At 41.8% G+C, this 25,275-nt stretch carries 28 protein-coding genes, 2 tRNA genes and 2 riboswitches; of the genes, 20 read left to right on the top strand and 10 right to left on the bottom strand.

Going from position 1 to position 25,275, the window contains the following annotated elements:
- Nucleotides 1–81: 81 nt before the first annotated feature.
- The 5 genes from M1K46_RS14615 to M1K46_RS14595 form a co-directional block, all read right to left on the bottom strand.
- A complete protein-coding gene (locus M1K46_RS14615; RefSeq protein WP_053355406.1) occupies nucleotides 82–567 on the bottom strand; it encodes a glutathione peroxidase in 486 nt (161 codons plus the stop codon).
- Nucleotides 568–796: 229 nt separating this feature from the next.
- Entirely contained in the window at nucleotides 797–1,966 is a 1,170-nt protein-coding gene (locus M1K46_RS14610; RefSeq protein ID WP_256226541.1) for an MFS transporter, read from the bottom strand.
- 113 nt (nucleotides 1,967–2,079) lie between these two features.
- Complete coding sequence (locus tag M1K46_RS14605; protein ID WP_053355405.1) at nucleotides 2,080–2,994, bottom strand: DMT family transporter; 915 nt, start codon at nucleotides 2,992–2,994, stop codon at nucleotides 2,080–2,082.
- A gap of 145 nt (nucleotides 2,995–3,139) precedes the next feature.
- Nucleotides 3,140–3,358, bottom strand: coding sequence for a hypothetical protein (locus M1K46_RS14600; RefSeq protein WP_256226539.1), 219 nt, complete (start codon nucleotides 3,356–3,358; stop codon nucleotides 3,140–3,142).
- Between the two features lie 396 nt (nucleotides 3,359–3,754).
- A complete protein-coding gene (locus tag M1K46_RS14595; RefSeq protein ID WP_053355403.1) occupies nucleotides 3,755–4,540 on the bottom strand; it encodes a hypothetical protein in 786 nt (261 codons plus the stop codon).
- 160 nt (nucleotides 4,541–4,700) lie between these two features.
- Here M1K46_RS14595 and M1K46_RS14590 point away from each other — a divergent pair, with 160 nt between their 5' ends.
- Both M1K46_RS14590 and M1K46_RS14585 read left to right on the top strand, forming a co-directional pair.
- On the top strand, nucleotides 4,701–4,973 hold the full coding sequence (locus M1K46_RS14590) for a LapA family protein (protein ID WP_053355402.1): 273 nt from the start codon (nucleotides 4,701–4,703) through the stop codon (nucleotides 4,971–4,973).
- A gap of 94 nt (nucleotides 4,974–5,067) precedes the next feature.
- Complete coding sequence (locus tag M1K46_RS14585; RefSeq protein ID WP_053355401.1) at nucleotides 5,068–5,448, top strand: hypothetical protein; 381 nt, start codon at nucleotides 5,068–5,070, stop codon at nucleotides 5,446–5,448.
- 88 nt (nucleotides 5,449–5,536) lie between these two features.
- On the opposite strand, the gene M1K46_RS14580 is transcribed toward M1K46_RS14585, so the two are convergent.
- Complete coding sequence (locus tag M1K46_RS14580; RefSeq protein WP_256226537.1) at nucleotides 5,537–5,929, bottom strand: hypothetical protein; 393 nt, start codon at nucleotides 5,927–5,929, stop codon at nucleotides 5,537–5,539.
- A gap of 189 nt (nucleotides 5,930–6,118) precedes the next feature.
- Here M1K46_RS14580 and M1K46_RS14575 point away from each other — a divergent pair, with 189 nt between their 5' ends.
- Nucleotides 6,119–6,676, top strand: a complete 558-nt coding sequence (locus M1K46_RS14575) for an NADPH-dependent FMN reductase (protein WP_256226536.1) — start codon at nucleotides 6,119–6,121, stop codon at nucleotides 6,674–6,676.
- 355 nt (nucleotides 6,677–7,031) lie between these two features.
- The gene (locus M1K46_RS14570) at nucleotides 7,032–7,199 is read left to right on the top strand and encodes an aspartyl-phosphate phosphatase Spo0E family protein (protein ID WP_248251768.1); all 168 of its coding nucleotides are present in this window, start codon (nucleotides 7,032–7,034) and stop codon (nucleotides 7,197–7,199) included.
- On the opposite strand, the gene M1K46_RS14565 is transcribed toward M1K46_RS14570, so the two are convergent.
- Nucleotides 7,196–7,384 (bottom strand): hypothetical protein, encoded by a 189-nt coding sequence (locus tag M1K46_RS14565; RefSeq protein WP_053355398.1) that lies wholly within the window; start codon nucleotides 7,382–7,384, stop codon nucleotides 7,196–7,198. The two genes, M1K46_RS14570 and M1K46_RS14565, sit on opposite strands and share 4 nt — an antisense overlap.
- A 271-nt stretch (nucleotides 7,385–7,655) precedes the next feature.
- On the opposite strand from M1K46_RS14565, the gene M1K46_RS14560 reads away from it, so the two are divergent.
- On the top strand, nucleotides 7,656–8,486 hold the full coding sequence (locus M1K46_RS14560) for an aldo/keto reductase (protein ID WP_091010745.1): 831 nt from the start codon (nucleotides 7,656–7,658) through the stop codon (nucleotides 8,484–8,486).
- Nucleotides 8,487–8,636: 150 nt separating this feature from the next.
- On the opposite strand, the gene M1K46_RS14555 is transcribed toward M1K46_RS14560, so the two are convergent.
- Nucleotides 8,637–10,109 (bottom strand): aminoacyl-histidine dipeptidase, encoded by a 1,473-nt coding sequence (locus M1K46_RS14555; RefSeq protein WP_256226535.1) that lies wholly within the window; start codon nucleotides 10,107–10,109, stop codon nucleotides 8,637–8,639.
- 150 nt (nucleotides 10,110–10,259) lie between these two features.
- Between M1K46_RS14555 and M1K46_RS14550 the strand changes: the two genes are divergently transcribed.
- A tRNA-Arg gene (locus tag M1K46_RS14550) sits at nucleotides 10,260–10,335 on the top strand.
- A gap of 346 nt (nucleotides 10,336–10,681) precedes the next feature.
- Here the strand turns inward: M1K46_RS14550 and M1K46_RS14545 are convergent.
- Nucleotides 10,682–12,016: a S8 family serine peptidase gene (locus M1K46_RS14545; RefSeq protein ID WP_256226534.1), complete on the bottom strand. Its 1,335-nt coding sequence runs from the start codon at nucleotides 12,014–12,016 to the stop codon at nucleotides 10,682–10,684.
- A 293-nt stretch (nucleotides 12,017–12,309) separates the two neighbouring features.
- Here M1K46_RS14545 and M1K46_RS14540 point away from each other — a divergent pair, with 293 nt between their 5' ends.
- The 7 genes from M1K46_RS14540 to cyoE all read left to right on the top strand — a co-directional run bounded on the left by M1K46_RS14540 (nucleotide 12,310) and on the right by cyoE (nucleotide 17,535).
- On the top strand, nucleotides 12,310–12,936 hold the full coding sequence (locus M1K46_RS14540; RefSeq protein ID WP_256226533.1) for a MarC family protein: 627 nt from the start codon (nucleotides 12,310–12,312) through the stop codon (nucleotides 12,934–12,936).
- Between the two features lie 168 nt (nucleotides 12,937–13,104).
- Nucleotides 13,105–13,386: a hypothetical protein gene (locus M1K46_RS14535; RefSeq protein WP_256226532.1), complete on the top strand. Its 282-nt coding sequence runs from the start codon at nucleotides 13,105–13,107 to the stop codon at nucleotides 13,384–13,386.
- Nucleotides 13,387–14,601: 1,215 nt separating this feature from the next.
- A complete protein-coding gene (locus tag M1K46_RS14530; RefSeq protein WP_256226531.1) occupies nucleotides 14,602–14,907 on the top strand; it encodes a DUF3784 domain-containing protein in 306 nt (101 codons plus the stop codon).
- 204 nt (nucleotides 14,908–15,111) lie between these two features.
- The gene (locus M1K46_RS14525; RefSeq protein WP_375162207.1) at nucleotides 15,112–15,564 is read left to right on the top strand and encodes a tyrosine-type recombinase/integrase; all 453 of its coding nucleotides are present in this window, start codon (nucleotides 15,112–15,114) and stop codon (nucleotides 15,562–15,564) included.
- Between the two features lie 12 nt (nucleotides 15,565–15,576).
- Nucleotides 15,577–15,702, top strand: coding sequence for a hypothetical protein (locus M1K46_RS14520; RefSeq protein WP_256226528.1), 126 nt, complete (start codon nucleotides 15,577–15,579; stop codon nucleotides 15,700–15,702).
- A gap of 689 nt (nucleotides 15,703–16,391) precedes the next feature.
- Nucleotides 16,392–16,467: transfer RNA gene (locus M1K46_RS14515), tRNA-Arg, on the top strand.
- Between the two features lie 168 nt (nucleotides 16,468–16,635).
- Complete coding sequence (gene cyoE, locus M1K46_RS14510) at nucleotides 16,636–17,535, top strand: heme o synthase (protein WP_256226527.1); 900 nt, start codon at nucleotides 16,636–16,638, stop codon at nucleotides 17,533–17,535.
- Nucleotides 17,536–17,642: 107 nt separating this feature from the next.
- Here the strand turns inward: cyoE and M1K46_RS14505 are convergent, their stop codons facing one another.
- A complete protein-coding gene (locus M1K46_RS14505; protein ID WP_175501912.1) occupies nucleotides 17,643–18,296 on the bottom strand; it encodes a phosphatase PAP2 family protein in 654 nt (217 codons plus the stop codon).
- 172 nt (nucleotides 18,297–18,468) lie between these two features.
- On the opposite strand from M1K46_RS14505, the gene M1K46_RS14500 reads away from it, so the two are divergent.
- The 7 genes from M1K46_RS14500 to M1K46_RS14470 all read left to right on the top strand — a co-directional run bounded on the left by M1K46_RS14500 (nucleotide 18,469) and on the right by M1K46_RS14470 (nucleotide 25,208).
- The gene (locus M1K46_RS14500; RefSeq protein WP_256226526.1) at nucleotides 18,469–19,668 is read left to right on the top strand and encodes an ATP-grasp domain-containing protein; all 1,200 of its coding nucleotides are present in this window, start codon (nucleotides 18,469–18,471) and stop codon (nucleotides 19,666–19,668) included.
- A 134-nt stretch (nucleotides 19,669–19,802) separates the two neighbouring features.
- The gene (locus M1K46_RS14495; RefSeq protein ID WP_256226525.1) at nucleotides 19,803–20,246 is read left to right on the top strand and encodes a general stress protein; all 444 of its coding nucleotides are present in this window, start codon (nucleotides 19,803–19,805) and stop codon (nucleotides 20,244–20,246) included.
- A gap of 93 nt (nucleotides 20,247–20,339) precedes the next feature.
- Nucleotides 20,340–20,987 (top strand): phosphatase PAP2 family protein, encoded by a 648-nt coding sequence (locus tag M1K46_RS14490; RefSeq protein WP_256226524.1) that lies wholly within the window; start codon nucleotides 20,340–20,342, stop codon nucleotides 20,985–20,987.
- Nucleotides 20,988–21,013: 26 nt separating this feature from the next.
- A riboswitch (SAM riboswitch) is annotated at nucleotides 21,014–21,129 on the top strand.
- 82 nt (nucleotides 21,130–21,211) lie between these two features.
- A riboswitch (SAM riboswitch) is annotated at nucleotides 21,212–21,325 on the top strand.
- A gap of 96 nt (nucleotides 21,326–21,421) precedes the next feature.
- A complete protein-coding gene (locus tag M1K46_RS14485; protein ID WP_256226523.1) occupies nucleotides 21,422–22,453 on the top strand; it encodes a methionine ABC transporter ATP-binding protein in 1,032 nt (343 codons plus the stop codon).
- Complete coding sequence (locus tag M1K46_RS14480; RefSeq protein ID WP_256226522.1) at nucleotides 22,443–23,105, top strand: methionine ABC transporter permease; 663 nt, start codon at nucleotides 22,443–22,445, stop codon at nucleotides 23,103–23,105. The genes M1K46_RS14485 and M1K46_RS14480 overlap by 11 nt, the downstream gene beginning before the upstream one ends.
- A gap of 27 nt (nucleotides 23,106–23,132) precedes the next feature.
- Nucleotides 23,133–23,963 carry a MetQ/NlpA family ABC transporter substrate-binding protein gene (locus M1K46_RS14475; protein ID WP_062236261.1) on the top strand — a complete coding sequence of 277 codons (831 nt, stop codon included), beginning with the start codon at nucleotides 23,133–23,135 and terminating at the stop codon, nucleotides 23,961–23,963.
- A gap of 24 nt (nucleotides 23,964–23,987) precedes the next feature.
- Complete coding sequence (locus M1K46_RS14470; RefSeq protein WP_256226521.1) at nucleotides 23,988–25,208, top strand: M20 family metallopeptidase; 1,221 nt, start codon at nucleotides 23,988–23,990, stop codon at nucleotides 25,206–25,208.
- The last annotated feature ends 67 nt before the right edge of the window (nucleotides 25,209–25,275 follow it).

Below are 25,275 nucleotides of genomic sequence, written 5' to 3'. Positions count from 1 at the left end.
ATGGCAAGCCTAAATCCTGGAGCAAAGAAAAAACGACGCTCTGGACCGTATTCCAGGGCGTGCGTTTTATGGAAAATCTTTTTATTGCTGTGCAAGCTGCGATTCAATTTCTTTTTTCATATCTTTGGGTGATGTCTGAGGAGAATGGCGGGATACAACGTTTCCATTTCGATCAACAAGAAACTTTGTGAAATTCCATTTGACCACCTTTGAGCCTAAAATGCCGGGCGCTTCTTTTGTCAGGAAAGCAAAGAGAGGATGAATGTTGTCTCCTTTTACATCAACCTTTGCGAACATGGGGAATTTCACTCCATAATTCAATTCGCAAAACTCCTGAATTTCTTCTTCACTCCCAGGTTCCTGGCCTGCAAACTGGTTACAAGGGAAACCAAGGATCTCAAGACCTTGTTCCTTGTACTGGTCGTAAAGTGCCTGAAGTTCCTTATATTGAGGAGTGAAACCGCATTTACTCGCTGTGTTGGCAATGATTAACACCTTGCCCTCGTAGTCCCTGAGAGATTTTTCTTCCCCCGTGATCGTCTTTGCTCGATACTCATAAACAGACATTGTGACCCTCCTATTATATAAACGAAAGTATATAGCTTCAGTGTAGTAGGTTTTATTCAGAAAGGAAAATAAAACGCTTACCATTACATGTACGGTGCCAGGCACCGCCTTTTGACACTTGTGTAATTGCGGTGCCTGGCACGCCAAAATGGCACCGCAAAAAATCAAAAAAAAAAGCGACAGGGAGAATTTAATTCTCCTTGTCGCTTTTTCTATTCTTTTATGCTTCTTATGCCGCGGATATTGAGGCATTTGCCCGCACACTATAAAACTGATAAAGGACGAGGGCGATGACGGACAATATGATTCCTGAGATATACGGAAGTCCCGCTGCAACAGAAAACAGCCAGCCGCCAAGCGGAGGCCCGATGATCCGTCCAAGAGAATCAAAGGAAGAGAGCAGTCCGGTTACACTGCCATGCCCTGATGTTGAGGTTTTTGTTAAAAGTGCAGAGACACTAGGGCGGATTACACCATTGCCAATCCCGAAAATAGAAAGATAGATGGCCGCCGTCGTAAAGTTATGAACTAGAAGGATCAAACCAAACCCGACAGCAGAAATAACAATGCCGGCCTGGATGACTTTTCCTTCGCCGAATTTTTTGGTCAGTCTGCCGACAAGTCCTCCTTGAACAAGAGCACCTGCAAACCCCATGATCATAAATATGTAGCCAAGGTGATTGGTATCAAGTCCAGCTTTTTTTGCAGCAAAATAAGCGAAAGTCGCTTCAAGTCCTGATAACGAAAGGGAAATGAACAGCTGAAGCACGAACAGAATGGATACGGCTCCTGTAAAAGATTTCCATCTCGATCCAGGTTCAGACGGTCCATTCGTCTGCAGCTCTTTAGGCAGTGATTCCTTCAATACGAAAAGAACGAGAAAAAACGTGATAATTGATGAAATTCCAGCAAGATAAAACGGTGTGTTCAAGCTCGTCTTGGAAAAAACACCGCCGATAGCCGGGCCGAAAATAAATCCAAGACCGACAGCTGCACCGATGATACCCATACCTTTACCCCGGTTTTCCGGGGTCGTAATATCGGCTACATAAGCCATCGTTGTTGGCATGTTGGCGGATGAAAGCAGGCCGCCGATAATCCGTGCCGCAAAAAGCATCCAGAGCTGGCTGGAGACAGCCATCAAAAAGAAGGAAATAGAAAGTCCGGCGATTCCGATCAGCATGACCGGTTTCCGGCCGATCCTGTCAGAAACTCTTCCCCAGATAGGGGCGAAAAGAAGCTGCATCAATGAATAAACAGCCATCAGCAAACCGAGCTGTGCCGGATTTGCTCCGACCTTTTCCGCAAAAAAAGGAAGGACAGGAATAATGATTCCGAATCCAACCATCACTAAAAACATGACTAAGAATAAGATTGGCAACGCTTTTTTATTTTCCAATCTTGAGTCCCCTCCTGATCAAATCATATATCTATGTATTTTTATTTTGAAACGATAACCTGCATTAACTCTATAAACGTACCTCTTTTAACGGTTTTTATCAACTTCTGCATCTATACACCATGAGAAACAGCAGGATCATTTACAGGATGTGAGGGCCTGTTTGTTCTCAAAAATAGATACAGCCCTGTGCAGACAAGAAAACCTCCAGCTGCCTGGAATGCAGATATATGCTCATTCAGCATGAAATAGGCCAGTATGCTCGCGCCAACAGGCTCACCAAGGATATTGACAGAGATGGTTGTTGCACTTACGTATTTCATCAGCCAGTTAAAGAGGACATGGCCGAAGACGGTGGGAACAATGGCAAGTAAAAAGAAAACGGTCCAATCATGTTTGGAATAACCGGCCATAGCGATGCCAGCCCCCAAATTATAAAGAGCAAAAACAGCAATAGCGGATACAAAAACAGAAAGACTATAAAAATAAGAAGGAATACGCCGTAAAAGATGCTGTCCGATCAGCATATGAACCGCTACTGCAAGCGTCCCAAGAAGGGAAAGTACGTCTCCAAGCAAATTTTCGGGCGATATGCCAACGTCACCCCAGCCAATCAGCACAGCGCCGCAGATGGCGACCCCCATCCCAGCAAGCGAAGCGGCGGTTGTTCTTTCTTTAAATAGAAAGAAGGCCCCAATCAGAACAAAGACAGGCTGCAAAGCGAGTATGATCGTAGAGCTTGCGACAGTCGTCAGCTTCAGGGAACCCATCCAGAGCAAAAAATGAAGAGCAAGAAACATTCCCGACAAAAAAAGTAGCAGCCACTGACGGGGAGTAACTTGTTTCGAATGCTTGAACTGCTTACCTGCAAAAGGAAGCATGAACAGAACAGTAAAAAGCAGCCTATACATCCCTTGAACGGAAACGGGAGCATCAGAAAGCTTAACAAAAATAGAAGAAAAAGAAACTGCGACAATACCGACGATTAACGGAATAAATACCGGAAAAGGGCACTTTTGTTTATCCATAGAGGCCTCCTGTATTCTCATTATGCCTATATGAAGTATACAGGATTTTTTATAAAAATCAGCCATTTTCTTACGGAGATTCCCAATAGAAATTCAAAAAAAAACGGCTGGCTGCTTATGCAGACCAACCTATTTTTTTATCTGTTTATTGAAGGCGGTGTTTGAAATGCTTGTTTCTTGGAAATAGACGGTAGATGACATGAAGCGCAAGAACGCCAGCCACTAATAGTGCGGCTAGTTTAATGTCTTGTAAATCTGTCTGTTTGACAGCAATTCCGATAAACGCCCAGACGAATTCGAGGAAAAAAAATGTCTCTGTTTCGCGCTTAAAATAAAAGGCGAAAGCGGCACCGACAATCAGCATTATGATTGTCCAGGTGATATGACTTAATCCCCATGATAGAAGAATTGGCTCAAAAGGAGAAGATGAACAATGGATAAGAAAACGGGAAACCATTAATGAATTCGCCAAAAATAAGCGGAAACACAATGAAAAGAAGAAAACTGAGTACATAAAAAACTTGAAGCAAGAACACCAAAACCAGGATAAAAACTAATGAAGCGGCGGCTCCTTGAGCGTAATGAGAGCCGCTCTTTTTTAATTTGCCAACTTAATATACGGTAATATTATGGACTCGGACGCTGCAGATCAGCTTCTCAGGTGATTTTAAGCAGCAGCAACAAAACAAGCGGCACGAAAACGGAAAGCCAGCGGCGAAAGGTATTTAAGAATACCTTTCGCCGCTGGCTTTTGTTAAGTTCAGTTTGCTTTATGTACGCTGCTGCTCACAAGCTCCCAGCGTGTGTACTGAAATTTCCAGACAGAGTCTGCGAAGGCAACTGAGTCTGCGTTGGCGATCCCGGATATCCTCTGAACACCCCGCAATTCGAATATGCCATCACCATTTATGTCTACAGGTGTGAGCATGCTGAATTTATTAGCGGATACCTTGATCGGTTTTACAAGGGTACCATTTTTATAGACCTCAGAAGTATCATATTTTTGTTTTCGTTCTTTTAAATTAATAGAAGTGATTTTTCCAGTGTTTTTAACTAAAATCGTAGCGTTGTAGCCATCTGTAAATCTTCCGCTGATTCCTAAAGAAGAAGGAACCGGAATTTCGAACACATGGTTATTTTTTGCAGATACTAGATGAAAGACAGAAGTTCCTCCGCGCCCGCCTGTTTCAGCCGAAATGTATGTCTCAGGAATATGGTCACCATTGAAATCAAAGAACTGAATGTGAGGATGATATCCCCCATCATTTAAATTTAAGGTTGTGAACCGATGGGTTGCTGAGTCTTGAAGAATCAAAAATAGATTTTCAGAGTAAATATTCTCCTGTTTTTCCTTTTGGCCCATTAACGTTACTACGTCAGGGCGCCGGTCACCTGTTACATCCATTTTTCGCTGTGACAGCACATAGATGGATGAACCGCTTTTATTTTCATTATTTTCTTGGCTGAGCGGGTTGGCAAGTGTCGGCGTTCCGGCGGTAATCAGTAAAATGAGGAAAAGAAGCATGTTGAAAAATATGGTCTTCACGAATTCTGCCTCCTTAATATCCTAATTATGGTTAATATGCCGATATTTCCATCGGTTCATACACATGGCTAACGAATTATTTTTTTGTAAATAAAATGAAATGTTTTTACAGGTTATCACTTCTTCAAACAGGGTATAAACCACTAAGGAGGGTTCGAATATGAAACAAACAATGAGTATGAAACCATGGATATTAGTGGGTATAGGTACTTCGGCTGCAGCCGTATGGTTATCATCAAAGCCTAACAGAATTCGAACAAAACTTGCATTGAAAAACATTAAGAGGAAAATTAAGCCTGACTATTCAGATAGAACGAAGGTTCTCCCTGTGGAAAAAGGCGGCCATCCTGATCCGAGCGATTATGAAGATTCAAAAATGGTTTCAGAAGGTTCAGCCTATGGGGTCCATTATTTCAATGAAAAAAAGCAGTAAATAGGATAAACCTACTGTTTTATGAATATCAGTTAAGTTAGCCTCGCGCGTATGTTATTATGTTGAAATAACATACGCGCGAGGTGATTTCGTTTTGAAGGCAAAAACTATCCTTTTAACAGCATTCCTTTTATTGGTAACAGGCACTGTTTATGCAGCCAGCTCAGTCCAAGTAAGGTCAAATGGAGGAGATAAGTCCTCGTCTGCTGTTTCGTTTGACGACACCTATGCGACCATTTCGATAAAGAAGACGACAGGAAGCGGAAAGCTGAAACTTGAGCTTTGGCAAAAGCATTTATTTTTCCCGGATGAAAAAGTAGGCCAGACACCTTGGATAACAGAAAAGGGAGTAGGCTATCAAAAAGTGATCAATCTCGCTGGATCAGGGGATTATTATCTTAAAGTGGTAGACTCAGGCAAAGCTGGAGGAAATGGAATTGGCGTAAATTATAAGGCAACATCGTTTCTGCAATGATTGATAGCTAAAAAGGCAGGGAGTTCTTCCTTGTCTTTTTATCATTTTCGCAAAAAAAAGAGAATACATTACTGTATCCTCTAGCATTTCAATAATTTTCATGTCTCTCGCCTGGATAAAACTTTTCATCCAATTCCCATGATTCTACCATTTGGTAAGCGGCTTGCTGAGGGTAGCCTTTTCCGTACAGATAAGCCATGGCAACAGCCTCCCGCAAAGCATGTTCATAGGAGGTTTTCGGCGCTTCAGTCAATCCCCGTTTAACAAACCACTCGACGGCTGTCAAGGTCGATAACTTCAGGGGATTATTGTATGGAGTGTAGTAACCTCCGGCACCTGGAGCTGGACCTGGATAGCCCGGGTCTGGATAGCCCGGGTCTGGATAACCCGGGCCTGGACCGGCCCATCCTTGAGGCCCAGGAGGTCCTGAAAAGGGTGCTGGCCCCGGATAGGGTAAAGGAGGACCTGGATAAGGTAGCACGTTCGTTTCACCTCTCGTTTTAAGTAGCCTTTATGACAATCTAGTGTATGCAGGCGCCTAACACTCTGTGCAGAAGACATTGTTCCCTGCCTTTAAAGCTCAGAAACAGAATACTTAACCTATTTCAAAATTTAAGTATAATATATACAGGTAAGAACATTTTGGAAATTTAAAAGGCAGGTAATGAACATGAAAATTTTAGTTATGAACGGCAGTCCAACTGCGGAATCAAGAACCAGAGGCATTGCCGAATATGCAGCAAACGTTCTGAAAGAAAAAGGTATAGATGTTTCCTTTTTCGACGCGGGAAAAGACCGTCTTCCATTATTCACGGGAGATACGGCGGAGCGGGAGGATGAAGCTGTTCGCGGTTTGAGTAAAGCGGCTGATGAAGCGGATGGATTTTTTATTTGCACGCCGGAATATCACAATGGAATGAGCGGGGCTTTAAAAAATGCACTTGATTTTTTAAGCGGCGGCCATTTTAAGAACAAGCCAGTTGCCATCGCAGCGGCTGCTGGCGGCGGAAAAGGCGGAATTAACGCATTAAACAACCTGCGTACGGTGATGAGAGGTTTATACAGCCTTGTACTGCCGGATCAATTTGTCGCTGATCCCCTTCATTTCAATGAAGAACGGGAGCTGTCAGAAGAACTGGCTACGTTAAGAGTGTCTGCACTGACCGATCAGCTTATTGACTTAACAAAGGTCGTATCTGTCAACAAACAAAACCTGACTGAAGAATAATAAAGGAAAACATTCTGCCCAAGGGCAGAATGTTTTTTTTTCGAGGAAGTGAAGTCTAGCTTCAGCTTTTCATTTGAACCAGCTTATGATTTCGAAATACCACATGCCGGCAAGGAAAATAAACCCCAGTGACAAGACGATAAATTTGACGTATTTCAAAAGGATTCTCCTGTCTTTTTTCAATAGTATGACCAAAAGCCCATATGATAACGCGGCTTTTCAAAGGGAAGTTTGTATTGTTTTGTAACTTTATCACTTCTTTTGTTGAATCCCTTCTCAAACGTCAACTTTTTATAGATAATATCACTTGTGTATCTGATTATGTTGGAATTGATAGAAAAGGAGAGCATTGTGTGTGAGTAATGTAGAGTATCGCCAAAAATGGCTTTTAGAATCGATTGGAGCAAAAAAAGAAGAGCTGATCAGGCTGGCATTTCTCAGAGGGTTTACTAGTCATGAAACGGTCCAGTGCAGCCAGGAGCTTGACGGGCTGCTGAACGAGTACCAAAGAAACGTTTGTTAATTCATCGTTACGAGTTGCTTCGTTAACAGATCGACCCGTGTCAGGATCGCACGTTTAATCAGCAGCGGATAATCATTTTGAAACTCACTGAGAAGTGCCCGAATCTCGGTGATCAAGTCCAGTTCGTTTTCAAGAATAACATCTCTGCTCACTTGCTTAGGGAAGTCAATGACATTATTTTTCATCAAAACACCTCCGCGTAACTTACTTCTACATGAATGTAGTATTCCATAAAAAAGGAAACACTCCTGCACATAATTGTAAAAGTTTTGAAAAGACGGCCTCAATTTTACAACAAAAAGCATCAGAATCTAAAAGAAGAAACGTTTTTTCTTTCCTTGATTATGGGTATATTCGTAAAGGCAAACGCCTGCACACTTGTCAGGCATATCTTTTCTTGTTTTTGAAGATTTATGCGAAAATGTCGATATATTCATAATCTAAGGAGGGAATAAGATGGCTAAACATCTTCAAGACACAACAACATTGCACAATGGCGTTAAAATGCCTTGGTTCGGCCTTGGGGTTTATAAAGTGGAAGAAGGGGACGAAGTCTACCAATCCGTTAAATCGGCTTTGAGCAAAGGATATAAAAGCATTGATACTGCAGCAGTATACGGAAATGAAGAAGGCGTAGGCCGTGCGATCAAAGATTCCGGCATCCCGCGTGAAGAATTATTCATCACGACGAAAGTATGGAATGCAGATCAAGGTTATGAAACAACATTAGCAGCATATGAGGAATCTCTCAAAAAGCTTCAGCTTGATTATGTGGATCTTTATCTCATTCACTGGCCAGTGGAAGGGAAATATAAAGAAACATGGCGTGCTTTGGAGAAATTATACATAGACGGCCGTGTCCGGGCGATCGGTGTGAGTAACTTCCACGTCCACCATTTAAAAGACGTAATGGCAGACAGTGAGATTGTACCGATGGTTAACCAGGTAGAGTATCATCCGCGGTTAGCTCAAAAAGAATTGCTTGCTTTCTGTAAAGAAAACAAAATTCAGATGGAAGCGTGGAGCCCTCTGATGCAGGGTGAGCTCCTAAACAATCCAGTACTTTCTGAGATTGCGGAAAAACACAACAAATCCGTGGCACAGGTCATCCTGCGCTGGGATCTTCAAAATGGTGTTGTGACCATTCCGAAATCCGTAAAAGACCATAGAATTCAAGAAAACTCCGAAGTCTTTGACTTTGAACTAAGCGCGGAAGACATGGAGAAAATCAATACGCTAAACGAAGATCAAAGAGTCGGGCCCGATCCGGATAACTTTGACTTCTAAGACTAAAATGATAAAAAGAGGACGACTCAATTGGATGAGCCGTCCTCTTTTTTGTTTACGCATAGAATGGTAAATAGTTCCCTGCCCGTTGATTACAGTTAGTAAAATTGGAGGATTCAAGGAAGAGAATTCAGCCCGGGGTGTGCGTTATCATGATTTATAAAAGTTGTTCATTTCCTGTAAAACAGCCTTCAAATAATCCCATGTCCGAATGGTGGAAGGTACACTGAGGTGTTCTTCAGGAGTATGCACATCAAACATATCAGGACCAAGGGAAATCGCATCGATATGTGGAAGTTTTTCTGTGAAAACCCCACATTCCAGACCGGCATGAATGGCTACGATCTCTGGAGGGTTGCCGTATAAATCTTTGTAGACCGTTTCAAACAAGCGGCGGACTTTTGAATCTGGGAGGTAAGGCCATTCCGGATAATCAGCTTCTGTGGAGAACCGAGATTCTGTAAGCTGTGCAATCAGGTTATTCTGCTCAACAGTCTGCTGCTTCAGACTTTTCACAGAGCTTCGTATCTCACTGACAAAACGAACTTCCTGGCTGTTGCTCGTTACCACTCCAAGGTTGGTTGAACTCTCTGTTAAACCTTCAATCTCCTGGCTCATGGACAGCACACCACTTGGGATCAGCATGAGTGAGGTGATCACGTTTTGTGTGGTTTTGACGGAATATAGTTTGTCCGGGCTTTCCGCGGTTTCTTCGACTGTAACTGAGATTTCCGGATCAGCTGTCCGCAGCTCATTTTTAAGAACATGTTCCCAGTTGGACACCAGCTTTGGGAGATCGATTGAAGCATCTGCAGGTAAATAGATTACAGCTTCGGCTTCCCGAGGGATCGCATTTGATTTCATCCCTCCATTGATTGAATGAAGGCTGAAAGGGAACAGGACGGAAAGATCATGCAGAATTCTTCCAAGGAGCTTGTTGGCATTGCCTCTTCCTTTTTGGATAGACATGCCGGAGTGGCCGCCAAAAAGCCCGCTCAACTGGATCTTGTAGCCTTTAAGCTCTTTTGGAGCAGTTTCCCATTGAATGGGGAGAGCTTGAGTGGCCGTTATGCCGCCTGCACTGCTGACCAATAATTTGCCTTCTTCTTCTGAATCAAGATTAATAAAAATTTCTCCGGAAAAAATTTCAGGACTGGCTTCTAGCGCGCCTTTCATGGTTGTTTCTTCTTCTGTAGTGATGATGATTTCAAGGGCAGGATGAGGAATACCACTCGAATCAAGGAGGGCGAGGGCGTAAGCAACGGCTATCCCGTTATCCGCTCCGAGTGTCGTATTGGACGCATAGAGCATATCATCTTTTAGCTGCAGAGAGATGGGGTCGTGTTCAAAATCATGGGCCGTTCCTTTGTTCTTTTCACATACCATATCCATATGGCCTTGCAGAATGACGGCAGGGACATGCTCATAGCCTTCTGAAGCGGGTTTTTTTATGAAAATGTTAAGCGCTTCGTCCTGTACCGCTTCAAGATTCCTTTCTTTTGCAAAACGCAAGAGGTAATTACTGATTTCTTTTTCGTTGCCGGATCCGCGGGGAATGGCGGAAATTTCGGCAAAATAATGAAACACCGGGTGCTTTTTTACATCTTCAAGTGTTGTGTGCATATAATTCATCCTTTGCATGAATTTTTGGACATGAACTTTATGTATAATTATAGAGTAGAGAAAGAGGGCGAAATAATCAACCTGCCCAAACAAAAGGCTTTTCAAAAGGCTTGCAGTTTTGTATAATACACTTTGTTGACCATAAATATTGGCTCCGTAGCTCAGTGGATAGAGCGTCGGTTTCCTAAACCGTGCGTCGCAGGTTCAATTCCTGCCGGGGCCGCCACTTTAATGATATCAACTGTTTCAAGGCTTTTTGTCAAACAGATGCTTTACTGAAGGTACACGGTCTAATACCCGAATAATTACATAACCGAAGAATGTCTTCTTACGTTTTCTTGTCTGTTGGCAAGCATACGGAAGGAGGCGTTTTTTTATTTTGTCTAGGTCAACCGTTAGAATAAAGATTGAAACTTCTCCAAAGCGTCCCATCCCTGTATTGTAGTCGCTTTACAATAATTACACTCCTTATTCTAGAAGATTGTATTAATGTCGTGTTATAAAAAAACAGCCCAATATTTAAAAAGGGCTGTTTATCTCAAAGCTATTTTCATGACTTTTCCACGAACTGCCTATTGTTTGGCTGCCTTCACTGCTTCATACGCGTTGACGTACCCCGCGCCTGCCTCATGTTCTTCATATCCGGACATTGGATCTGCAGTAGACTGCATCAGCTGCAGAACACGGTCTGGCTGAAGGGATGGATTGGCTTCCAGCATAAGTGCCGCTACTCCGGATATATGAGGTGTTGCCATGCTCGTTCCGCTTGCTGTTGTGTAATATGGTAAATGCTCAGGTGCAATGTAGGTGGCGTCTTTTTTGGTGCCGAGCAAGTTCATAACCATGCCTGTACTGGATTTTGTAGATACAATGTCTACACCCGGAGCGGTAATGTCAGGATGCAATAATGGATCCCCCTTTACGCCTCTTGAGGAAAAGTCAGCAAGTTGTTTGTCTTTTGTTCCAGCTGCTACGGAAATAACCCATGGGGCGACAGAATAAGGATTGATCGTATTTTCATCTGGACCTTCATTTCCTGCTGCAAAAGATACGACCATTCCTGCATCATGTGCCTTTTTGCTCGCAACGTTGATCGGGTCTTTTGCTGAATACGTTCCAGTGGTTCCCCAACTGTTGCTGATTACATCAATTCCGTATTTCTGCTGGTTTTCAAGCGTATAATCAAACGCTTCAAGTGCCCAGAGGACAGAAATAGCTTCTCCTGTACCTAAACCTACGAGCTTGGCATCAGGAGCAATTCCTTTATACAAGCCATCGCTTTGAGTACCGTTGCCGGCAATGGTTCCTGCTACATGTGTACCGTGTCCTGAGGTGGTATCGGTATTTGGTATATTTTCTGCATACAGCGTTTTTGAAGATTCAAACAGGCTGTTCCCTGTCAAAAACTTCACATTTTGCACTACTTTATCACCAATTGGAAGATCCTTATGGGTAGCATCAATTCCTGAATCAATAACGGCAACGGTTGTCCCTTTGCCCGTATATCCTAATTCATTCCAAACCTTTTCAGCTCCGATTAATCCTCGGCTGTCTTTTAATTTGTATTCCAATTTTTTGTTATAGTATATGGATTCTGCACCCAGGTTTGCGTTCAATAACGAGTTGATGTCAGCTTTCGTGCCCTTTACTGCCACCATCGGAAGTTTATGGAAGGTCCTCGTCTGCAAACCTAAATCCTTCAATTGGTTAAGTTGAGACACACCAGGCATTTCACTGTAAGTGATGACACCTTCTACTTGAACTGAGTCTGAAACCTTATTTAGCACTTGTGTTAATGCTGGATCCACCTCTAAAGTGGCCGCGCTAGCTTTCTCTGGTGTTTTAAAGTTGCCTGCTATTGTACTGATGAGCATCAACACCGCAAATATGGATAAAATCTGCTTCATTTTAATCCTCCTCTGAATTTTCTGACTATTTAACAATATAAAGTATAAGGTACATGCGTGGTCGTGCCTATGAACCATAAGAACGATTTGACACAGTACGACTTTATACGACTTTTATCTTAATAAAGACTTATAATGCTAGTACTAAGGCAGTGTGAAGGTTAGGTAAATGATTGTTAGGAATCTCAAATAGTGCCCTATCCCAATGTTTATAAGATTCGATTGCAGTGGCTTATGAACTAAAGCTTATTGGGAAATAAATAGTTAAAGTGGTAACGAAAGGAGTATATACTTTGCTGACTTTAATCCTTAAGCTCACTGTTTCATTTTTTGCCGTTATGAATCCGCTTGGGAATATTCCCATTTTCATGTCTCTTACTAGCGGTTATTCTCTTAAAGAAAAACACCGAACCGCAAGAAAAGCAGCTATTATTTCGTTTATCATTCTTACTGTTTTTCTACTTTTAGGAAATTTAATTTTTTCGTTCTTTGGGATTACGATCCATGCATTTCGAGTAGCTGGGGGAATATTAATCTTTGGAATCGCATATAACCTGCTCCATGCTAAAACATCAAAAGCGCAAAGCCTTCATCACCAAGAACAAAAGGAAGCAGAGTTAAAGGACGATATTTCCATAACGCCTCTTGCGATCCCCATCATAGCGGGCCCTGGAACCATAGCTAGTGTTATGGCACATACTTCCTCCCATTCTCTTGAAAATCTAGGGAGCGTATTTATTAGCTATATCCTTGTATTAGCAGCTACCTTTATCCTTTTTTTTTACTCAACCTCTATTATTACAAAGCTTGGAGAAAATGGTTTAAATGTTATTTCCCGACTAATGGGACTTATACTTGCCGTGATGGCGATACAAATGATCGCAGAAGGTGCCTATGGATTATTTCTACACTTGAAATAAATAAGGGGGCATAGGTTGATGAAGATAAAAAATATATAACTATTGAGAGGGTATGTCGACGGTATGAAGCGCTATTTATAGCGCTTTTTTAAATGCTGAAAAATTAGCCTAAAGCCGGCGTATAATCCTTCGAATAGTACGGTATATCATGCTGAGAGGTCTGACACTTTGCTTTTTGGTCCTTTTAAGATCGATACGCCTCTTACCTTAATGCTTGACAGTGGTAACTGGTTTTTTCCAAATACGCTGGAAATCATGATAGCGGAGGCGGAGAGAGTTTCTGAAGATGTTGCATTAATATGTGGGAATCACACGCTTATTTATGAAAATGAGCAGGGCCAAGTCTTAAGAATTGTTGAGGTCAAGGGAGAAAAATCATTTGATGACCCGTATGAATTCTTGCTTGCAAACTATACCTTATCCGAGACTATACAGAACATCTGCGCTTAAAGAGGTGGGAGGCTGGCCTACAGATGATCTCTATGAAGGCAGATATCTTGAGGACCGCCGAATGGATGTTTTATTGATAAAAATATAAGATTCATTGGATTAATTACATGCTCTATAATTACCGCAAACATATAACTTAACCGTACAGCGAAAAGATATTTTAAATGATATGATTCGATGGAACATTGAGTATGCTCTAAAAAGATGGGGGGATCACTTTACACCTGTGTATGAAGAATCATCCGATTGGGTGGAGTTGAGGAAACTGGAGCCCAAACTGTAATATGAAATGTTATGTTAATTCTTTTGTCAACCTGCATTTTATTTAATAGATTTTTCCAGCTCGTCCAAACGCTTTACTAGATTTCTGCATAAGATAAAGTGAGAGACAAGGTTAAACCTTTTTTCTCAATTTATAACGGTTTGGAGGGATTTTTTTGTCGTCCAAAAAGAAAAAACACTGTGGTTGTAAGCGTTCCTCTAAAACAGTCAAATTAAAATGTAAAAAAGTGAAAAAGCGCCGGTCCAGTTCAAGCTCAAGTTCAAGTTCAAGCTCAAGCTCAAGCTCAAGCTCAAGCCCACGTACACTATTCAATAGAGGATGCTGACAGGCCCTATAGTGGTGATCCCTGCAACTAAAGTACAATAATTCTCACAAAATAAACGCGAAGCAATTAGCTTTGCGTTTATTTTATTAATTGGTTGTTTCCCTTCTGTTTAATAGTATCGTCAACATTGAGATAACCGTTGTTAGTTGAACAACATGATAAAACCAACAATGTATACGAATACAGCCTTTTTAAAACACCCTAGACATTTCCATTTTTGGCGAAATTAATATGGAACATATGAAGAGGAGAGGGATAAATGAAGAAATTATTCAAGATGCTAATTATGATTGGTATAATCGCAGTGTCAAATAAATGTTTATTTCCGCTTGTCAAAAAATCTTCTTCAAACTACTGTTTGGATGTTAAAATTAATCTGCTAGATATTTATGTAACCAATCCTTCGATTATATTTCTCTTTTTTATTTCCTCATTGAATTACATATACAATGCCTTCTTTAGCAACAAACTTTGCGCCATTTTCTATTTACTCTGGACATTGTGACTAATGCAGCAGTCTTTTAATAAACAATTAAAAACATATATGTTAAAAAATAGTAATCAATGATATTTTTTAATAAAAGGGATATTCAGGGGGAGGAGTAACATGGTTATAATTAGATTAATCTTTATTATTTTGAGTTTACTCTTTTTTTTAGTTGCATATTTAATCTGGAAAAAACAAAATTTTTCTTTACTAGCCGGATACACTAAGGATTCCGTAATAGATGATGACAAACAAAGATTTGCAAAAGTTAATGGAGTGATGTTTGTAATTTACGGAATTCTGTTGTTTTTATATGCTTTCATTTATACAAAAGTTAACTTTTATGTAGCATTTGTTGGGTTCATCATTCTTTGCTTTATACATATTGCTGTTGTAAATATAAAATTTAAAAATAAGAATTTTTAAGTTGAAAACACCCTGGTATCATAGATGATACCAGGGTGTTTTATTTTATCCTACAAGCGTTATCCTCGCAATTGCCTACTGGTACAATATTTCTTTTAGTCGCAAAATAGTCATATGCTTTATCTCCAACTTTTATTATTTGAGAGTAAACGGAAAGTGGCGCTTCTACAAGAACATACTAGATCAAGTCTAAGGGATAGAGCGATGGTAGAGACATTATATTCCACAGGTGTACGGGTAAGTGAATTAATAAATATCACCTTAGAAGAAATAAAATGGGAAACGAGACAGATTTGGATAAGGAAAGGGAAGGGCAACAAAGAGCGCTTTGTCCTTTTTACACATGAATGTTATGAACGTATAAAAGCATATCTGAGCGACCGGGAAACGGATAGCAAGTACCTTTTTACGAATCGACAAGGAGGAAGGTTAAGCCGAGTTTTTATAGAGTATCAGTTTCGGCAATTTTCTGATGCTTTAGGATTTAGAATAACACCGCATACCATGCGGCATACGTTTGCTGCTCATTTGGCAGAGAAGAATATGCCACAGAGTTATATCCAGGAATTGCTCGGCCACGCCAATATCAATAGTACTCGTATTTATACACGCCTTATGGAATCCGCCCGAAAAAAACAATATGACAAATATCAATAGGAGGAAAAGAAATTGGACAAGTATTGGGAGATTACGACTTCTTTACCCAACTCTTCTAACACAGAAGTCGTCAACATCAAACGCAATTGTATGCACGTTTATTTGATGATGCTCGAAAACATATATATTATGAATTAATGTAAAATATTATTCTGTATAATTCATTTGGACAGGAAACCTTTGAAACACCATTAATGTGACATATAAAAACCGAAACAGCATAGCCTTTTCCGGTTTTTCTATTTTTTAGCTTTTTACTCTTGGTTTCCTTAATGCATAACAGAACATAAAGGGCCTTAATGTCTGAAACATACTCAAGCTTAAGTGTTTAATTGATTACCGTACCTCTTTGGGTTTTATTATCGAGCATACTAAAAATAAACAACTGGGCAAAAGGAGAATAGGTATGCAAAATAATAAAGATAATAAAGGTAGTAAATCTTTTTCCAAACCTTAGATTAAAAATAACTATAATAAGGAATTGATTGAACTAAAAAAAACCATCAATTTATATTTAAAAGAAAAAGAAAAGGAAACGCCCTAATTTTTGAATATATGAAAGGTAAATTAGAATAATCAACCACTAGAACCCGTTATAATCAAATCAACTAGAGGGAACGGTGAACAAGAAGTGAGTATGTGATGTAGCCGGAATAAACCGAACAAGCTACTCATCTTGCTTCAGATTTCATTTATAATCTGCCATTCTTCTCATTATTTTTGCGAAAGGAACAAACAAGACACTTTTAATATAGACCGTTATCCTGTATAATACAAAAGCGAACCAAAGAAAGTTAGATAATGCTGATATGGCAGTGCTTTCGGCTGGCTCCGTAGCTCAGTGGATAGAGCGTCGGTTTCCTAAACCGTGCGTCGCAGGTTCGATTCCTGCCGGGGCCGCCACTTATAAACAATACGATGGCTGCACGCGGCTGTCTTTTTTTATGTCTGACGAGATTTGAACGATTATTGAACAGTATAAGAACATAATGTGACATTTATCACAAACTAGTGTTAGGTCTGTTAAAATAGAGACATACTATATGATAGATATGAAAAGATGGTGATTTTATGGGTGAAAATGCTGCTCCAAGCATTTTAAAAGACTATATACAAATAACAAAGCCGGGTATTATCTTTTCTAACCTGTTAGGAACAATTGCTGGCTTTTGCATCGGTGCGAGAAATCTCTCTTCAAGCCTTAGCTTATGGGAGCTTTTCTTCTGGACAGTTCTAGGAACCATTTTTGTGATCGGTTCATCTGCGATCGTGAATAATGTTTACGATGCGGATATCGATAAGTACATGGAACGGACAAAGAACCGGCCGATTACCAATGGGAGAATACCGAAACGAAATGCGATCTTAATGTCGCTCATTTTTATTATCATAGGTGAGGCCATTTTAGGCTTGATGGTAAATCCGGTTGCTGCGCTTGTAGGTTTTATTGGATTTATTTTCTATGGATTTGTTTATACAATTTCTAAAAGGGTGACTGTGATCAATACGGAAATCGGATGTATTTCAGGCGCTACACCTCCGATTATTGGCTATACGGCAGTTACCGGACACTTTGATTTGATCGCATTGCTCTTATTTGTATTCATGTTCGCATGGCAGCCTCCGCACTTCTTTGCACTGGCAATGAAACGGGCAGAAGAATACAAGAGTGTAAATGTACCGATGCTGCCGAACAAAGTGGGCTTTAAGCAAACGAAGGTTCATATTTTAATTTATACCGTATTTGCGGTAGCAGCTTCTCTTCTCTTGTACTTTTTTAACGTACTGGGAATCTGGTACTTAATCGTTGCGGGTATTTTAGGAGCAGTCTTCCTTTACCGTGCGATGCAGTCCTTTAAGTACAAAGAAAAAGAAACGGAAATTGCGTGGTCAGGAAGAATGTTTAAATTCTCCATTCTGTATTTAACGCTCATGTTCGTGACCATGATGTTTGCTCCGATTTTCAGCTAATAGCTTAACAATAAAAACCCCTATTGAAATGGTGCCTGGCACCGCCTCAATGGGGATTTTTTAATCCAACTCCAGCGCCAAGGGCTGATCGTGGCGCTGGAGCTTTTTTAATGGCTGATTTCTTTCGTTGATGAGGGAATTGGTTTGGATTTTACGGAAGGTGACCAATTTCTCTCGGAGACAAAACATAGTGTCTCTGCCAACAAGACGGCAGCGAACACATCCAGGATGACATGCTGTTTAACCATCAGAGTTGAAACGATAATAATCACGGAAAAGTACGTAATCATACTTCTGTTCCAGGTTGTTGAGAACGGTGCCTTGCGCATTACCCGGACCAGCAGGTAGCTGGAAAAGCAATGGATGCTTGGAAAACAATTATAAGGGGCATCCATCTCGTAGACCCGGTTTACAAGAGATTCCAAGAATGAAGAGCCAGCAACGAGCGGCCTAGGAACGGTGGTCTGAAAAAGGCTGTATACCGTATAGCAGACCAGCAGGCCTGCAATGTAAACAAACAGTGTCTTGAAGTACGTCTTCTTATCTTTGAAATAGAAATAAATCAAGGTTCCGTAAATATATAAGGTCCACAATAGGTAAGGGATAATAAAAACCGCAGAGAATGGTATGTTCCTGTCAACTGTTGTAGCTAGGTTATGCACTTCGCTCCCGGGGTGATTGACCCAATCATAGATCAAGGAGCAAATCGGCAATAATCCTAAAGAAAGCAGCGGGAACAGATTTTGCAGCGATTTCTTCATAATTTCCTCCATGGCAGCTTACTTCTTTTGCCATTTCCCTAGTATACATCAGCTTCAAACAGAATAGGGCAAATGGAAAACATTGCTTGCTAAATGATAAGGCTGCTGGTTTAAGGGTAAGCTAAAAAAGGTATTTATCCTGTAATCAAAGCATGTTCAGGAGGTACAATCCATGCAGATAAGTAAACCAGCAATTGTTCCGCGTTATACATTTTCTGAAATTTACGGTCCGGATCTCATTTTTAATCCGAGGCCTTCATTCGCTCATAATAAGTGGATTCCCGATTGTCCAGTAAAGCTTGATCTTCTGACGGGAAGCCAGTTTGCGGTATTGGGAAGCATGCCGGTCATCTGCAACCGGTCGGTAACTACCAAAAAAGCAACGGAGCTGTATGAACGGGCGGGTCTCCTGCTTCGTTTTCCTGTTCACGAATATTCGACAGAGGCGGATTATCGAAACATTTTCGGCCGCTTAGAAAAAGAGCAGAAGAAGATGGTAGTTCAGCATATTCACCCAGAAGAAGAAATGTCATCAGAAAATTATTGGATCGATCCGCGCCTTGTTCAGTATTTAAACAATAAAGCGAATTTAGAAGAGCTGGTTCCTTCTGGACATGCTCCGAAACGAAAATCAACAACAGCTGCGGAACTTCATGATCAATTAGAAACCTTCCCATTTCCATGTGTGGTTAAGGCAGCGACAAATGAGGCAAATGCGGCAGGTTTTGATGTATTTATCTGCAAAAATCAGGAGGACATTGACAGGGCAGCAAACTTTTTCGCCTCCTGTGAAGGAATTGTCATAGAAGAGTACTTGGAGATCGAGCACAATTATTGCGTTCAGTTTGCCTGTACAGCAGATGACCGTCTGATTTATCTGGGCAGTACGGTCCAAAATATTACGGAAGACGGAAAATATAAAGGAAACTGGGTCGATAAAGAGTCAGAACCCGATGATGAGGTCATCAAGGTCGGGAGAAGAATTATGGAAGAAGGCTGTAAAAGAGGCTATAAAGGGATTGCAGGATTTGACATTGCGGTAACGGCTGATGGAAGGAAAATAGCCTTTGATTTAAATTATAGAGTCAACGGTTCTACCGCCGCACTTCTTATGAGAGACAGTGTTGATGAACAGCTCGGTAAAAAGGTAATCAAATTCGTTTCCTGGGAATCCAAGGGCGGTATAGAACCCCTGTATGATGAAGTGAAACGGGGGATTGAAGATAGATATTTCATTCCGCTGTCGATCTATAATGGCAGTGAAAGCCCTTATGAAGATGCCGGCACGCTTATACAGGGCCTCGTACTGGGAGACACAAGGGAAGAGGCGGATCAAAAGGAATATATTTTCCAAAGAGCCGGTCTATCCTAAAAGAGGAAACCATCTAAAACTCCCCGGCATTTGGAGGGGAGTTTTCTTATGCTTATGATGACACCTGTTTACAGATATAGGGTTGGGGTAAATACTAGTAAATAAAATCAGACATTGATTAGGAGGCAATACATATGAGCAAAATGGTGATTGGAGTGTATGAAACAGAGAACGAAGCTGTTGAAAGTATACAATCCCTGGTGAATCAAGGATATAATGCAAAGGACATCTCCATCCTTGCTAAAGATGATGGAAAGATGGATCGAGTTGCCGATAAAACGAATGTTTCAGAAGAACATCTGGACGAAGATGTAAACGAAGCCGCCTATGGAACCATTGCAGGTTTTCTGACTGGTATCGGCGGAGCCATCGCGGTGCCAGGCCTTGGTGTTCCCGGTATTGGTCCGCTGCTTGCTGCTGGTCCATTTGCATCCATGTTTAATGAGGATTCAGAGGATGATTTAAAAGAAGTTCTCATGTCCCTGGATCTTTCAGAACGGACCGCTGAGCGTTATGTGCAAAAAATAGAACAGGGCAGCATTATGGTTTTCTTAGAAAAAGATGCGGTGAAACTTTAACAATAGAGTAATTCTAATAGGTGCCTGAACGCATAAAATAGTCCGCCACATGAAAGGATATGTACATAAAAGCAAGTTAAAGTGAGGGCGGATATGAAAAAAGAGAATATGGCAATTCTAAGCGGCGTTATGATAATGGGTATTGTAGCTTTAAGACTAATGAACAGGCTTCGTAATGATGATCATTGGATGAAACTTGACGGAATGGGAAGCTTGGCTATATTTTCAGCACGGGGCGGAGGTTTCGTGGATTTCTTTCTGAGAAGTTACTCTTTTCTTGGTTCTGGATTTCTGTTGATTCCTGCCACTATTTATTCTGCATACAGATACAGGAAAAAAGGAAAGAGAAACATTGTTTTTTTATTAATAGCCAACCTGATCGGATGCCGTTTGATTAACTCTGTTTGGAGAAAGAATTGGAAGCAGCGGCCTCCATCCACTAAACCTTTTTACATTAGGTATGGATATCCGAGTGCTCATGCGATGAATGCAACAGCGCTTTATGGTCTTTTTACACTCTTATCAAAAAAATTTGTTAGAACGAAATTTTGTATATTGGCAGTGCACCTTGGATTTATTTGCTGGAGCAGAATTTATCTAGGCATTCACTATATTACGGATGTACTGGCTGGAGTTGCCGGAGGAGTAATGTGGCTGGCTTTTATGGCTTCAGTGTTTTTATTCCGATCAGAGAACTCCGAAAAAAGATTTGACATCGACTTAGATCATGGTATAAGATAGGTCACATCAAGTAAATATGAACGTGTTTCTTATCCAGAGAGGTGGAGGGATATGGCCCTGTGATACCTCGGCAGCGGGTTTTTCTTTTGAAAAACACTGTGCCAATTCCAGCAAGTTCCTTTAAGGGCTTGGAAGATAAGAAGAGCAGCTCGTTTCCTTATGGATACAACATCTCTTCTTTCTTTAAGAAGAGATTTTTTTATTTAATTGAACATTATATTTGTTTCTTATCCAGAGAGGTGGAGGGATTGGCCCTTTGAAACCTCGGCAGCGGGTTCCCGGTTTAATGGGAATACTGTGCCAAGTCCGGCAAGCGATTAGCGCTTGGAAGATAAGAAGAGATCAGCCACTCATCTATGCGTCAGGCCTCTTCTTGTTTTCAAGAAGAGGCTTTTTTTGATGTTTTAACAGTAGCGAGAAAGGAGATCACATCATTGATTCGATTTGAAGAGGTAACCAAAATTTATGAGAGTGGCAAAAGCCAGGTAAGAGCGTTAAACAATGTGAGCTTTGAGATAAAAAAAGGAGAGATCTACGGTGTTGTCGGATACAGCGGAGCAGGAAAGAGCTCCTTGCTGCGATGTGTGAATCTTTTGGAGAAGCCGACATCAGGGCACGTCTTTGTAGGAGAGGAGGACATGGCAAGATTGTCTCCGAAGGAACTGAGAAAAAAACGGAAAAATATCGGTATGATTTTTCAGCATTTTAATCTGCTGAACGCAAAAACGGTATTTGATAATATTGCGACACCGCTTTATCTTCTCGGCATGAAGAAATCATTCGTTAAAGAGAAGGTGAACGACCTGCTGGAATTTGTTGGCTTGTCCGAGCACGGGCATAAATATCCCGACCAGCTCTCCGGCGGACAAAAACAGCGGGTAGGCATTGCCCGGGCGCTCTCCACTGATCCGGAAGTGCTATTGTGTGATGAAGCAACATCGGCATTGGATCCGCAGACGACCTCCAGTATTTTAAAGCTTCTGAAAAAAATCAATAAGGAATACAACATTACGATTCTGATCATCACGCATGAGATGAACGTCATTCGTGAGATATGCGATTCCGTCGCTGTTATGGAGAACGGAGAAGTGATTGAGAAAGGGAGCGTTTTTGATGTATTTGCAAGGCCACAGACTGAGACGGCAAGGCGCTTCGTCAGTTCAGTTCTTCAGGATGAATTGCCTGAGTCCCTTAAAGACCTATTGAAGAAGCAGGACAGGAATCATCAGATCTTCAGGATTGTATTTACCGGAGCATCCACAGGACAACCGCTGCTGTCACAGATTGCCAAGAAATTCAACGTGGACGTCAGCGTTCTATACGGCCATGTCACAGAACTTCAAGACGTCCCTTTCGGAAACCTTGTTGTTCAATTGATCGGCGACGAACAGGAAATCAGAAGAGCGATCTTTTTCGTGAACCAGAGTGAAGTCGAAATAAGGGAGGTTGCACCTTATGCAAGTTGATTGGAGTACATTTTGGGTCGACATTTTAAATGCGGCCGGTGATACCTTAACGATGGTTGGATTTTCCTTATTGTTCTCGGCTGTAATCGGCATTCCGCTTGGCGTCGTACTCGTAGTCACGAGGATGGGGCACATTCTTGAAAACCTGGCCGTCTTTAACGTTTTGAACGCGATTGTAAACGTTCTGCGTTCGATACCGTTCATCATCTTAATGGTGGCGATTATCCCGTTTACAAGATTAGTAGTCGGTACCTCTATCGGGACATCGGCCGCGATTGTGCCATTGATTGTATATGCCGGCCCCTATATCGCAAGGCTCGTGGAAAACAGCCTGCTTGAGATCGATCCGGGCATTGTAGAGGCCGCAGAAGCCATGGGAGCTACTCCTTGGCAGACCATCTTTCGCATACTGCTGCCGGAAGCATTCAGTTCACTGATCCTGTCGTTTACGATCGCAACGATCGGCCTGGTCGGAGCTTCGGCGATGGCAGGGGCTGTTGGTGGAGGAGGCTTGGGCGATCTGGCCATTGCCTACGGCTATCAGCGATTTGATACAGACGTGATGATTGTCACCGTCGTTCTGCTCGTCATCCTTGTTCAAGGCTTGCAGAGCACAGGAAATATACTGTCCAGAAAAATTAGAAGAAGATAAAAAGAGAAAAGGGAGAAGGAAAATCGTATGAAAAAATATTCATTGATCATTTTAGTCATCGGGGTTTTAATGTCGGCATTCTTGAGCGGGTGCAGCGGCGGAGATAAAAAAGGCCTTGAAAAAGTAAAGATGGGCATCAGTGGATCTGACAGTGACGTGTGGAAGTATATCGCTAAAAAAGCAGAAAAAGAAGGCATTGATTTGGAAATCGTAGAGTTTTCCGATTATGTCCGTCCGAATCAGGCATTGTCTGACGGGGATATTGACGCTAATGCGTTTCAGACCATCTCTTACTTCAATTCGTTTAAAAAAGAACATAAATTGGATTTAGCACCGATTGCAACAACCGTCATTGCGCCTATGGGCGTTTACTCAAAAAAATACAAGAACATCAAGGATATCCCGGCTGGATCAACCATTGCTTTGCCGAATGAAGCTACGAACATGGGCCGTGCATTGCTTCTTCTGCAGAGTGCCGGGCTAATCAAACTGGAAAAGAACTTTGATGGGAATGGTGATCTGAAAAAAGTGGTGGAGAACAAAAAACACTTGAAGCTTAAACCAGTAGTTGCAGGCCAGACACCACGGGTGCTTCCTGATGTGGCCGCTTCAATCATTAACAATGGCGTTGCTGTCGACGCTGGAATGAATCCGAAGAAAGATTCGATCTTCCTTGAAAGCAAGACTGCAAAGCCATATATCAATATCATTGCAACAAGAACTGAAGATAAAAATAAAAAATCGCTGAAAAAAATTGCGAAGATCTATCAATCAAAAGATACAGCCAAGAAGATTAAAGAAATCTATAAAGGTGCAACCATTCCTACGTTTGTACCACTAAGTGAAATTGGAGAGTAATAGAGAGAGAAAGGATCTGAGATCATGACTGTAATCAGCAGAACTGCCGGAGAAATCCAGGAACAAATCCGTACGAACATTGATGTAAACCAAGCGGCTTACATTCAAACTTCTCACGAGATCCATGATAATCCAGAAATCGGAAATGAAGAAGTGTTTGCATCCAGCCTGCTGGCATCGCTGCTCGAAAAAGAGGGGTTTCAGGTAGAACGCGGAGTGGCCGGTCACGAAACGGCATTTGTTGCCCGTAAGCGTTCTATTCTAGATGGGCCATCCGTTGCCTTTTTAGCAGAATATGATGCCCTTCCCGGCATCGGTCATGCATGCGGCCATAATATCATCGGTACATCAAGTGTGGCAGCGGCCATCGCTCTTGCTTCCGTTATCGATGAGATCGGAGGAGAAGTAGCTGTTTTTGGAACGCCTGCTGAAGAAGGCGGAGAGAACGGAAGTGCGAAGGGAAGTTTTGTGAAACACGGTTTGCTGGACGGCATTGATGCTGCGTTAATGTTCCATCCAGGTAACGCTAACCGCATTACCGGGACATCGCTTGCCGTTGATCCGCTGGATTTTGAATACATCGGAAAGCCCGCTCATGCGGCTGCGGCACCGGAAAAGGGAATCAATGCACTTGATGCAGTTATTCAGTTGTTTGTCGGGATTAACGCACTGCGCCAGCATGTGGCGGACGATGTGAAAATTCATGGCATCATTACACACGGGGGAGACGCTCCTAATATTGTGCCTGAATATGCGAAGGCCCGTTTTTACATTCGTGCTTCCACAAGAGCAAAACTGAATGAGACAACGAAAAAAGTAAAAGCCATCGCAGAAGGTGCTGCCCTTGCAACAGGCGCAAAGCTTAATGTTATTGCTTTTCAGAATCAGGTGGATAACCTTTTATTAAATCGATCGTTTGATAAAGTGTTTCAAGAACAGCTGGAGAGTCTGGGTGCAGAAGTAGATACCTCACACCGATGCGGACTTGGTTCGACTGATGCCGGTAACATCAGCCAGGCAGTGCCAACCATCCATCCCTATCTTCAAATCGGCCCTGATCACATAGTCGGACATACGGATGAGTTCAGGGAGGCGGCAAAGTCAGAGCAGGGCGATCAGGCGCTTATTCTCGGTGCAAAAGCGCTCGCTTTGACCGGTTTTCAGCTGCTCACGAACGGTGAAGTGCTGGCTGGCATCAAGAAGGAATTTGAATTGAATAAAGCTAAGGAACTTGCTTCGGTCTAAAGAGCGATTTTGTCGATATTGAGCTTATTTTTGATTAATTGAGCGGAACTCAACATTTTTGAGCTAA

Source organism: Fictibacillus sp. WQ 8-8, assembly GCF_024494405.1.
Lineage (GTDB): Bacteria > Bacillota > Bacilli > Bacillales > Fictibacillaceae > Fictibacillus_C > Fictibacillus_C marinisediminis.
Note: the sequence above shows the minus strand (reverse complement) of the source record. Positions and strands in the feature narration are given on the sequence as shown.